Origin of the sequence: Glaciihabitans sp. GrIS 2.15, assembly GCF_035984695.1 — a bacterium.
Lineage (GTDB): Bacteria > Actinomycetota > Actinomycetes > Actinomycetales > Microbacteriaceae > Lacisediminihabitans.
The window spans coordinates 261,731-270,929 of sequence record NZ_JAXCHU010000005.1 but is presented as its reverse complement, the minus strand read 5'-3'; the positions used below and the strand labels follow the sequence as shown (position 1 = coordinate 270,929).

Annotated in this window: 12 protein-coding genes; 5 read left to right on the top strand and 7 right to left on the bottom strand. The window is 62.3% G+C overall.

What is annotated here, in order from left to right; translation table 11 throughout:
- Positions 1–32: 32 nt before the first annotated feature.
- From RCH11_RS09700 to RCH11_RS09690, 3 genes are all read right to left on the bottom strand, one after another.
- Positions 33–476 carry a MarR family winged helix-turn-helix transcriptional regulator gene (locus RCH11_RS09700; protein ID WP_327056783.1) on the bottom strand — a complete coding sequence of 148 codons (444 nt, stop codon included), beginning with the start codon at positions 474–476 and terminating at the stop codon, positions 33–35.
- A complete protein-coding gene (locus RCH11_RS09695) occupies positions 473–1,276 on the bottom strand; it encodes an N-acyl homoserine lactonase family protein (RefSeq protein ID WP_327056782.1) in 804 nt (267 codons plus the stop codon). The genes RCH11_RS09700 and RCH11_RS09695 overlap by 4 nt, the downstream gene beginning before the upstream one ends.
- 134 nt (positions 1,277–1,410) lie before the next feature.
- A complete protein-coding gene (locus tag RCH11_RS09690) occupies positions 1,411–1,701 on the bottom strand; it encodes an antibiotic biosynthesis monooxygenase family protein (protein ID WP_327056781.1) in 291 nt (96 codons plus the stop codon).
- Between the two features lie 171 nt (positions 1,702–1,872).
- Here RCH11_RS09690 and RCH11_RS09685 point away from each other — a divergent pair, with 171 nt between their 5' ends.
- On the top strand, positions 1,873–2,367 hold the full coding sequence (locus tag RCH11_RS09685; RefSeq protein WP_327056780.1) for a DUF6882 domain-containing protein: 495 nt from the start codon (positions 1,873–1,875) through the stop codon (positions 2,365–2,367).
- Between the two features lie 1,029 nt (positions 2,368–3,396).
- Complete coding sequence (locus tag RCH11_RS09680; protein ID WP_327056779.1) at positions 3,397–3,699, top strand: hypothetical protein; 303 nt, start codon at positions 3,397–3,399, stop codon at positions 3,697–3,699.
- A gap of 14 nt (positions 3,700–3,713) precedes the next feature.
- Here RCH11_RS09680 and RCH11_RS09675 read toward each other — a convergent pair whose 3' ends face one another.
- Together RCH11_RS09675 and upp are read right to left on the bottom strand one after the other, a co-directional pair.
- On the bottom strand, positions 3,714–4,424 hold the full coding sequence (locus RCH11_RS09675; protein WP_327056778.1) for a winged helix-turn-helix domain-containing protein: 711 nt from the start codon (positions 4,422–4,424) through the stop codon (positions 3,714–3,716).
- A 300-nt stretch (positions 4,425–4,724) separates the two neighbouring features.
- The gene (gene upp, locus RCH11_RS09670; RefSeq protein WP_327056777.1) at positions 4,725–5,357 is read right to left on the bottom strand and encodes a uracil phosphoribosyltransferase; all 633 of its coding nucleotides are present in this window, start codon (positions 5,355–5,357) and stop codon (positions 4,725–4,727) included.
- A gap of 52 nt (positions 5,358–5,409) precedes the next feature.
- Here upp and RCH11_RS09665 point away from each other — a divergent pair, with 52 nt between their 5' ends.
- Positions 5,410–5,877 carry a nucleoside deaminase gene (locus RCH11_RS09665; protein WP_442789028.1) on the top strand — a complete coding sequence of 156 codons (468 nt, stop codon included), beginning with the start codon at positions 5,410–5,412 and terminating at the stop codon, positions 5,875–5,877.
- Here the strand turns inward: RCH11_RS09665 and RCH11_RS09660 are convergent.
- Positions 5,849–6,571 carry a glutamine amidotransferase gene (locus RCH11_RS09660; RefSeq protein ID WP_327056776.1) on the bottom strand — a complete coding sequence of 241 codons (723 nt, stop codon included), beginning with the start codon at positions 6,569–6,571 and terminating at the stop codon, positions 5,849–5,851. The two genes, RCH11_RS09665 and RCH11_RS09660, sit on opposite strands and share 29 nt — an antisense overlap.
- A 2-nt stretch (positions 6,572–6,573) precedes the next feature.
- Entirely contained in the window at positions 6,574–7,536 is a 963-nt protein-coding gene (locus RCH11_RS09655; RefSeq protein WP_327056775.1) for a cation diffusion facilitator family transporter, read from the bottom strand.
- Positions 7,537–7,594: 58 nt separating this feature from the next.
- Between RCH11_RS09655 and proC the strand changes: the two genes are divergently transcribed.
- Entirely contained in the window at positions 7,595–8,419 is an 825-nt protein-coding gene (gene proC / locus RCH11_RS09650) for a pyrroline-5-carboxylate reductase (protein WP_327056774.1), read from the top strand.
- Positions 8,420–8,660: 241 nt separating this feature from the next.
- Entirely contained in the window at positions 8,661–9,194 is a 534-nt protein-coding gene (locus RCH11_RS09645; protein WP_327056773.1) for an ArsR/SmtB family transcription factor, read from the top strand.
- Positions 9,195–9,199 lie beyond the last annotated feature (5 nt).

The window sequence follows — 9,199 nt, the reverse complement described above, 5'->3', positions numbered from 1 at the left end:
GGTATTGCGTGGGCTTTCTGGAGGATCCAGAGTCATCCGATTCGTAGTTTTAGAGCTTTGCCGGCTGGAAGACCAGTGACCAGTAATTCGAGCGTTGATACAAACTCGTCCGCTCCCGGGAGTGCATCGAGTTCGTCGTATAGAGCGTTCTCGATCGTGCGAACCTGAAGTTCCTTCTCTTGACCAGCTGGGGTAAGAGCGAGATGCACCTGCCGACGGTCGTGAAGATCAGGCGTCCGGTTGATAAATCCGGCATCCACCAGTCGTTCGACTAGACGGGATGGGCTGGTGGCGCTGTCGCAGACGAGCATCTGGCCGATACCGGTCAGGGTGAGAGTGTTGTGATCTCCTAAAATTCGCAATATTTCGGATTGCGCGGGGGAGAGCTCGATTTTCGAGAGTGCCGCTGCCAGTCTGCGGTTTCCTTCACGTTGAGCGGCGAGGAGTAAATATCGGATCTGTTCCGAGCGCCTCATCGGTCTACGTTCTTCGACATTGCGCTTTTCAGCAAGCTCTGGGCAGTGGGATCGTGGGCTGCTAGGACAACAAGCCCCGGGTATTGCGCAGCAAATTCGGCGACACGTCTAGTGGAGGCGAGCAGTTCCGATTTTGAGCCGATGCCGGGAATGTGTTCGCTGGCGAGGAGGGTCACGTCGTACGTCAGATCTCCAACGAACAGGAGCGTGGGAAAGTCACTCTGACGCAGCAACATTGAGAGGGATCCGGGTGTGTGGCCGGGAGTGGATGTCACGGTGAGGGATCCGTCTTCGAAAATATCGAGTGTGTCGTCGACGGCTTTCCACTTCAGCCCTGGATGAAAAATGTGTTGTGTGAGGTAGCCGTTCATTTCGGCGAAAGGTTCGCGAGCCGCCGCCAGTTCGGAGCGACCCACGATGATCTGCGCATGGCCGAGTTCGCCGAGACCGCCGATATGGTCCTGGTGCAGGTGTGAGAGGACAACAACACGGACGTGAGCGATGTCGTAACCAAGCAGGTGCAGTTGGGTTGCCAAGGTTTGCTCTTGCCCGATGCGGAAGCGAGCGAGTCGGGAGTATAGAAAACCTGCCAGTCCAGGGGGAAAGTAATCAGCATCTGTCACTGATGCACGATCCTGGCCGGTATCGAAAAGCACTAACCCGTGCTCGTGCTCGACCACGTAGACGTTGATCGGACGGGGAGAAGTCCAGCGCCGGGATGTGAGTAACCACCATGGCAATGGTGAGCGGGTCCGTTTTACGTGTTCGGGTCGGATCTGGACGGTGCCAGTACTCAACATTGTCACACGCGAAATTGGATGCATGTCGCAACACTATATGTTGCAACATTGAACTCGAAGAATTTCCAGCAGAACTATCCGCATCGTCTGCATCTGGCCTATTTATGCGTGGTAAGCCCCGATGAGCGTTTCCCTCATTGAACAGCTTGATAGTGCTCGACCAGTGGGAACGGGTCGTAGAAATGGTGGAGAAGTGTGCGCCACTTTTGGTACTGCTCGGATTGTCTGAAACCGATCGTGTGGTCGTCTAGATGCTCCCACTCAACGAGCAACAGGTAGTTGCTCGGGGATTCGATCGAACGTGACAGCGACAGGCTCCGGCACCCTGGCATTGACATGATGATGGCTCTCGCCTCGGCAAAGGCGCGTTCGAAATCAATTTCTCTGCCGGGGATGACGGGCAACAGAGCGTGTTCAGTAATCACCCGACCAGTTTCCCATTCAAGGTTCCCAAGTGGCACAGCGTCGAGCACTGCGATCGTTGCCTGGATCTGTCGCGGTCATCGTCACGCTTTCGACGCATGGCGTGTCAAACCGGGCTGCAGGAGTCATTAGACCTAACCGATTCTGAAGCTACGTGAGGATACAGTTTGCGTATGTTCGGCAAGAAGCGTTCGTCGCCACCCCCTTCGCTACTTACGCCCGATCTCATCCAACTCATAGTTGAATCGAGTGGGGAGCTGAGGGCGAAGAATGCAACCGCTACCGAGACCTGGGGCATCGGCACAGCTGACCGTTGGTCTGCGGATCTGTCAGCGGGATCGATCACCTTTCACTTCGCGGATCATTCGATCTCAGGCCCGGTCGAAGTCCTCGGAACCTGGTCCAGCACATCTGGGACGTGGCTTTGGGCTTGGGCGAACGAGACTTTGCCACTCGGAGTCACTGGAGCGTCAACTGCAACGAAGTCATACGGAGACGCGCACCAGATGGAAGCCTTGAGCGCCCGAAAGCTCGATGCGACGGAGTCTCTCGCAGAGGATCTCGCATCCGTCACCGTTGAGCTAAGCGGGCTCGCCGGAATGTATCGCGCACCCACCGATAGTGGGTATCTCTTCCTTGGATTCTCAACGTTCGAAAAAAGCCCCTAACCGCCGACCAAAAACCAGATCGGTGAACCTCCCCTCCAGACTTTTCGTTCGTCCCAGAAAAGTTGGTGGTCACGACGTCCCGCTCTACCTTCGGCTTACGGGCACCTGAGCTCGACGGTCACAGCGTCAATTTCCTCGCTGGAGCACCTCGCCGGAGGACCTCGACAATAGGAGCTGAGAAGGCCGGCGTTCGGCCTATCAACATCAGCGTCGCGTTTGCCGAGATCTCCGATTTGGACAAAATGAATGGCACAGATCCCCCATCAGTGTGTTTTCCTGCAACACCACGTTGCCCCGAAAACGCGGTGATCTCGGCGGACAACTCACCTGTCAATCGGACAGATTGAAGGGCACGGGACAGGACTCGTGCCACCTGTCCTCACGGGCAGGACCGCGGCATCCGTTCGACTTATTCGCGACCTCGTCGCACTCAGCGAAGGAGGGACAATCCGGGAATCCGCATCGAATGGAGGAGAAATTCGCGGAGAACAGCAGATTTCCCTCCCTCGCGGCGGGAAAATACCCGGGCGGGTTCCGATTACGCCGACATCTCACGGCCAACCGTGAATGGAGGTTGCCATCCGCGCGGAATCCGGGCGACTGTTCGAAATGCAGGAACACCTGTTACCCATGAGACGGGTGTGATGCATCCGTCCCTCGTGTCACTTTGTGTCCTGCATTTCGTACGGGCTTCGGATGCGGCGGGATGCGGCGGGCATCGGATGGCGCGCGAAGGGCCGGCCGCGGGAAGGGCCGAGCGCGCGCGAAGGGCCGGCCGCGGCAAGGGCCGAGCGCGCGGGAAGGGCCGGCCGGTCATACGCGCCTCTCGACCAGGCCAGGGAGATCGGCACTGTGCAGCATTCGGCACGGGGGCCGAGCGACGGGGCTTCGGGGCTGCCTTCGCCGGACGGTGCGCGTGCAGAAGTTGACACCCACGCCGTACTCGGTGAGTCGGTACCGTGACCGCAGGGTGGGTCATCCGCTTCGCCCCTTGCGCTTCGTTTACCTTCATAAGCGAGAATGAGGCTCATGTCCAAGAAAATCGAAGCTTCGTTGAAGGATCTGATTAAGGCCTTGCGCACCCACGCGGACGCCGTTGGAGGCAGCCACGTGTCCCTCAAGAAGTCCCAGCGCGCTTCGGCGAAACTGCAGTCGACGGCATCGGCCTACGCGGCAGCCGTGTACGCCAAGACGGGACTGGACAGCCCATTCAACGACGTCGCAAGCCCCGGACTCGAAAACGTGACGCTCAACTCCCTGCTCGCCGAGCGCGATGCACTGGCCAGCCAGTCGAAAAAGACCACGCCTGACGCGTCGTCCACCGCGCTCTAGGCGCTGTTGCGACCCTAGAACACGTCCGGGCTCGGCGTGGTGGTGTGGCGGATGGCGACATCCGCATGCCGATCGAAGCGGTAGCCGATGCCACGCACAGTGCGAACGATATCTTCGTACGATCCCAGTTTCGACCGTAGGCGGCGCACGTGCACATCGATGGTGCGCTCGTTGGGGGCGTCGTCGTCTCCTGCCGACCAGAGCGACGAGATGAGTTCGGCGCGATCGATGGTGCGACCCTCACGAAGCACGAGGTACTGCAGAAGCTCGAATTCCTTGTAGGTCAGAGCGGCTGTCTCACCGTCGAGCACAACACGCTTGCGCGACAGGTCAACCACGACTCCTCCGCGGGGCTTCTCTTCCCGCTCGGGCTGATGGCGGTGCTTGGCCAGGGCCGACGGGTCCTGCAACGCGAGCCGCACGACTTCGACATCACGCCCGCCGGCGCCCTGCGGAGCCAGTGCGACGGCGGCATAGGTCTCTGAGGCGGGCACGAGTTCAGACGCGAGTGCGCGTAATGCTGCGACGACGTGGGCGAGGTCGGTACCGGCGGCGGCGGCCTTCAGCTCGTCGACGCCGACGTAGAGCACGAAGCCGCGTGCCTCTGTGCCTCCGGGAACCGCGCGGATGCGCGACGGGGTTTCGGTGCCGGGAGTTGCTTGCTCGACGGGAACAAGGCGGCGAGAGACGGATGGACGAACGAGGTCGATTGTTGCAAGAGACATGTGTCAAGAATCCTTGAGAGGGGTGAAGGGCCTCTAATGATGAGGGTGTGATCCTTCGGGATGCTTCAGGCGATGCAGAACAGAATGCCGCTCGTTATGAGGGGCGGACATCCGGGGATCCTCCACCCGTGAGGGGGGAATCCGACTCAGGAGTGGACCGTTAGGCACACATTCGACAACACATGACCACGTGAAAGCTTCCGGAGGCCACAGGGGCGAGCGGAGCGAGCGTGGGAACAGTCATTGCTCCACTATCCGGGGGGGCCACACAAAAGTCAAGGCGGCCAGCAGGATCCGCGTCTACACCAACCCGTAGAGCCGATCGCCGGCGTCGCCGAGGCCGGGCACGATGTATCCAAGCTCGTTGAGCTTTTCGTCGACAGCGCCGAGCACGATAGTCACATCGCGGCCTTCCATCGCGGTCTCGACGGCGGCGAGACCCTCCGGTGCCGCGATGAGGCAGACCGCCGTGACATCCACCGCCCCGCGCGCGAGCAGGAAGTTGATGGCCGCGGTGAGCGAGCCCCCGGTGGCGAGCATCGGGTCAAGCACGAAGCACTGCCGGTTCGAGAGGTCCTCGGGCAGCCGCTCGGCGTAGGTGGTGGGCTGCAGGGTCTCCTCGTCGCGCACCATGCCCAGAAATCCGACCTCGGCGGTCGGGATGAGTTTGACCATGCCCTCCAGCATGCCGAGCCCGGCGCGCAGGATCGGCACGACGAGTGGCCGCGGCTGACTGATTGCCAGGCCCGTAGCGGTGGCCACCGGCGTCTCGACGGTCACCGTCGTAACCCGCACGTTGCGCGTCGCCTCATAGGCGAGGAGGGTCATGAGCTCTTCGGCGAGGGCCCGGAAAGTGGGCGACGGCGTCCTCTTGTCACGCAGCACGGTGAGCTTGTGAGTGATGAGCGGGTGGTCGGCTACGTGGACTCGCATAGGCTCAATCTAGCCCAACGAGGGATCTGGATATCCGAGCGGGAGGTGGGTGATGACAGTCGTTCCGGCTCTCTATCGACAGCGGATGCTCGAGGCAGTCGCGAGCGCACGGCAGGCTCTCGAACATGCTGACGTTCCCGTCGCGGCGCTCGTGCTCGACGCATCCGGAACCGTCATCGGCGCGGGACGCAATGAGCGTGAGCTGCGCCAGGACCCCACGGCCCACGCCGAGATCCTCGCGCTGCAGGCCGCGTCGGTTGCCACCGGCGACTGGCATCTGACCGACACGACTCTCGTCGTAACCCTCGAACCTTGCGCGATGTGCGCCGGTGCGATTCTGGCGGCGCGAGTTCCCGTTGTCGTCTTCGGGGCGTGGGATGCCAAGGCGGGGGCCGCCGGATCGGTTTACGACCTGCTGCGCGACCGACGGATGCCGCACCGCGTCGAGGTCTATGCCGGCGTCGAAAAAGCGGAGTGTGCCGCTTTGCTGCTCAACTTTTTCGAGACGAAACGCGGCTGACGAGTCGCTGCAGCGCCCCCAGCCACTCCGTGAACATGGCGACGGCGGCTGCCTGCATCGCAGGCCCGTTGGCAAGAGCATCCCGGCGCAGGTCGTCGGGCTCGATCTCGAGCGCCGCGAGTTCGTCCAAGCCGCCGACAATCCAGGTCTCATACATCTCAGCGGTGAGTTCCGGGTGGAACTGCACGGCGAGCGCATAGTCGCCGAGCGCGAAGGCTTCGTTGCTGTAGGCGCTGGAACTGGCGAGCCGAATCGCCCCGCTCGGCAGTCCAAAGGTGTCGCCGTGCCACTGCATCATCGGTACGCCGGCGACGTGCCGCAGCGGCGAGTCGAGACCGGCTTCGGTCGGCGTCACCTCGCGGAATCCAATCTCAACGGTCTTGCCCTTTCGCACCGTTTCACCAAGAGCCTCCGCGATCAGCTGGCCCCCCAGGCAGATGCCGAGAGTGGGGCGTTCCGCGGCAAGCCGATCGCGGAGGTACGCCAGCTCGCCCACAAGGAAGGGATGGGCATCTTTCTCATATGCGCCCATGTCACCGCCGAGAACCACGACGAGGTCGGCCTCGGGGTGATCGCGGGGGGACTCCGACGTGACATCCACATAGCGGATGTCATAGCCGTGATCGCGAAGCACCGCCTCCAAATTGCCGAGATGTGCGATATCGAGGTGCCGAAGTACGAGTGCGAGGGGCATCCTCAGTCCGCCGCTCGAATGATGATCGCCTCGGTCGAGGGGTTGCCCTCGCCTGGCGCGACATACACGTCGGGCTCGATATAGATGACCCGGGCGATTGGCACCTCTGCGCGCACGCGGGCTTCGAGTGAGTTGATCGCGGCTGCGACCTCGGCGAGTTTCATTTTCGTGGGGAAGGCGACTTTTGCGGCCACGAGCAATTCTTCCGGACCGAGGTAGAGGGTTTTCATGTGGATGAGGGACTCGACGTCGGAATCGGCGTTGATCGCATCGCGGATGCGCACGGTGTCGTCGGCGGTCGCGCCCTCACCCACCAACAGGCTCTTGGTCTCGATGCCGAGCACGATGGCGACGAGTACGAGCAGCACTCCGATGCAGATCGTGCCGATTGCATCCCACACTGCGTCACCGGTGACGATCGAGAGCACGACGCCGACAAAGGCGAACAGCAGGCCGGTGAGGGCCGCGACATCTTCGAGAAGCACCACCGGCAGCTCGGGTGCCTTGGCGTGGCGGATGAACGCGATCCAGCTGTCCTTTCCGCGAACACGGTTGGACTCGCGCACCGCGGTGCGCAACGAGAAGAATTCCAGCACCATCGCGACCAGCAGCACGGCGATCGGGATCCAGGCGTTCTCTAGTTCATGCGGATGTTGGATCTTGTCCACGCCCTCATAGAGCGAGAAGACGCCACCGACGCTGAACAGGATGATCGAGACGACGAAGGCGTACACGTAGCGTTCCCGTCCGAATCCGAAGGGGTGGTCGGCATCCGGCTTCTTCTTCGAGACGGATCCACCGCGCAAAAGCAGGATCTGGTTGCCGGTGTCGGCGAGCGAATGCACGCCCTCGCCGAGCATCGAGCTCGAGCCGGAGAGTCCCCACGCGACGAACTTGGCAATGGCGATGCCGAAGTTGGCGAGCATTGCCGCGAGGATCGCCTTTTTGCTGCCCTCGGTGCTCATGGAGTGACTTCAGTACTCATGCGGTCGGTGCTCATGCGGTCAATCCTAGGATGAGGTGATGAGCACCCTCCCGACCATCGCCATTCTCGGAGCCGGATCGATGGGCGGCGCGATCCTCAACGGACTGCTCTCCCCTTCGGTCACCGTCGAGGGTGGTATCCGCGTCACCAACCGCACCGAGGCCAAGGCTGCGCCACTGCGATCGGATGCCGTGACCTCCTTTGCTCTCGAGAACGACCCTGGCGCGAATCTCACCGCGGTCGCGGGGGCCCGAATCGTGCTGATCGGGGTCAAGCCTGCGATGGTGCCCGACCTGCTGCGGGAGATCGGCCCCGCGCTTGCCGAAGACGCGATCGTCGTCAGCGTTGCGGCCGGGGTGACTACCGCCACCATGGAGGCGCTCGTCTCGCAGGTCGTGCTGCGGGCGATGCCGAACACGCCAGCCCTCGTCGGTAGGGGAGTGACCGGCGTCAGCCCCGGATCGCGTGCGACGCCGGAGGATGTCGCGCTCACGCTCACCCTGTTCGATACTGTCGGCCAGGTGCTCGAGATTGCCGAGTCGAAGATCGACGCACTCAGCACGATTTCCGGATCGGGCCCCGCCTATGTCTTCTACCTGATCGAGCAGTTGACCAAGACCGCGGTCGCGCTCGGCTTCACCTGGCAGGAGGCCGCGACGATGGTGAACGGCACCTTTCTCGGGGCGGCCGAATTGCTCGAGGCATCCGGGGAGGAGCCCGCGGAGCTGCGTCGCCGGGTGACCAGCCCCAAGGGCACTACCGAGCGCGCTATCTGGGAGCTCGAGAAGGCCGACCTGTCGACCGTTTTCGATCGGGCGACGGCCGCGGCGCTGGCCAGGGCGAGGGAGCTCGCCGCGGGCTGAGAGGCTCGGCGGCAGATCGCCAATCAGCTCTCCCGTGTAGGTGCCCTCAGAGGTCGGTACCTGCACGCTTCCGTGCGGAGGATAACGGTGGCACATCGCGACGGGGATGCCGACGCAACATCAGCGGGTGAGTCGAATGCCCGGCGTGGGTAATCGGCGCGCACAACTGGTCTGATGGCCATCGATCCGCGCGCAACAGGTTGTCATGGTGCCTCATAGCCCCGCCCGGTAGCCTGTCAGGATGGCTGACATCTTTGACGTGGTTGCAGATGCAACCCGACGGGACCTGTTGCAGGTACTACTCGACCGCTACACGGCGTCCAACGCTACTCACGGCCGAGCCGACAGGGGAGAAATCAGTGTTGGCGAGATCGTCGAAAAGCTCGGCCTGAGCCAGCCGACGGTGTCGAAGCACCTCAAAGTGCTGCGCGACCACAAACTGGTGACCGTGCGTGAAGAGGGACAGCACCGCTACTACAGCCTCGACACCAGCCCACTCGAAGAACTCGAGGACTGGCTCATTCCGTTTCTGAGCGCGGACTTTGACGGGGGCATAGACGACGGCTCGACGGTGTTCGCGGCGTGGTCGGGCGTTCAGGTGCCGGAGCCGTTTCGGCGCGCAGCCGAGACGCTGCAGCATCCCACCGAGGCGGGCACGGCGATCGGTCGTCGCGCCGCCGAGGCCTCGATTCGACTGCAGGATGCCCAGCATGACCTGGAACGTCGGGTGATCGAACCGATCAAGAAGAAGCTCACGAGGCGTGACGAGAGATAGTCCGA

Coding starts and splice junctions, on each gene's coding strand:
- RCH11_RS09700 (WP_327056783.1), bottom strand. CDS start 476: ATGAGGCGCTCGGAACAGATCCGATATTTACTCCTCGCCGCTCAACGT.
- RCH11_RS09695 (WP_327056782.1), bottom strand. CDS start 1,276: ATGTTGAGTACTGGCACCGTCCAGATCCGACCCGAACACGTAAAACGG.
- RCH11_RS09685 (WP_327056780.1), top strand. CDS start 1,873: ATGTTCGGCAAGAAGCGTTCGTCGCCACCCCCTTCGCTACTTACGCCC.
- RCH11_RS09680 (WP_327056779.1), top strand. CDS start 3,397: ATGTCCAAGAAAATCGAAGCTTCGTTGAAGGATCTGATTAAGGCCTTG.
- RCH11_RS09675 (WP_327056778.1), bottom strand. CDS start 4,424: ATGTCTCTTGCAACAATCGACCTCGTTCGTCCATCCGTCTCTCGCCGC.
- upp (WP_327056777.1), bottom strand. CDS start 5,357: ATGCGAGTCCACGTAGCCGACCACCCGCTCATCACTCACAAGCTCACC.
- RCH11_RS09665 (WP_442789028.1), top strand. CDS start 5,410: ATGACAGTCGTTCCGGCTCTCTATCGACAGCGGATGCTCGAGGCAGTC.
- RCH11_RS09660 (WP_327056776.1), bottom strand. CDS start 6,571: ATGCCCCTCGCACTCGTACTTCGGCACCTCGATATCGCACATCTCGGC.
- RCH11_RS09655 (WP_327056775.1), bottom strand. CDS start 7,536: ATGAGCACCGAGGGCAGCAAAAAGGCGATCCTCGCGGCAATGCTCGCC.
- proC (WP_327056774.1), top strand. CDS start 7,595: ATGAGCACCCTCCCGACCATCGCCATTCTCGGAGCCGGATCGATGGGC.
- RCH11_RS09645 (WP_327056773.1), top strand. CDS start 8,661: ATGGCTGACATCTTTGACGTGGTTGCAGATGCAACCCGACGGGACCTG.